The organism is Streptomyces sp. SID10853, from assembly GCF_010548145.1.
Taxonomy (GTDB): Bacteria; Actinomycetota; Actinomycetes; order Streptomycetales; family Streptomycetaceae; genus Streptomyces.
Window position 1 is genome coordinate 1 of the sequence record NZ_JAAGLN010000517.1, and the last position, 290, is coordinate 290.

Genomic DNA, 290 nt, shown 5'->3' on the forward strand with positions numbered 1-290 from the left:
GTTGGGTATAGTGGTGCCCGCGCCACGGCGCATGCGGACGTAGCTCAGTTGGTAGAGCGCAACCTTGCCAAGGTTGAGGTCGCCAGTTCGAACCTGGTCGTCCGCTCAGCAGCAGGAACGGAGAAGCCCCCGACCGGATTCCGGCCGGGGGCTTCTCCGCGTGCGGAGAAGCGGAGAAGCAGAGCCGCGGCGACGAAGGGCCCGAGGGCCCCCGGGAATGTGCCGGAAGCGGGCCCTTCGCACCGGCACGGCTATGACCAGGGGGTCCCGGTCAGCAGCTCGTACGCCTC

1 tRNA gene is annotated in these 290 nt (G+C 68.6%); it reads left to right on the forward strand.

The features are described from left to right. Positions 1-33 precede the first annotated feature (33 nt). Positions 34-106, forward strand: a tRNA-Gly gene (locus tag G3I19_RS36730). Positions 107-290: the final 184 nt, after the last annotated feature.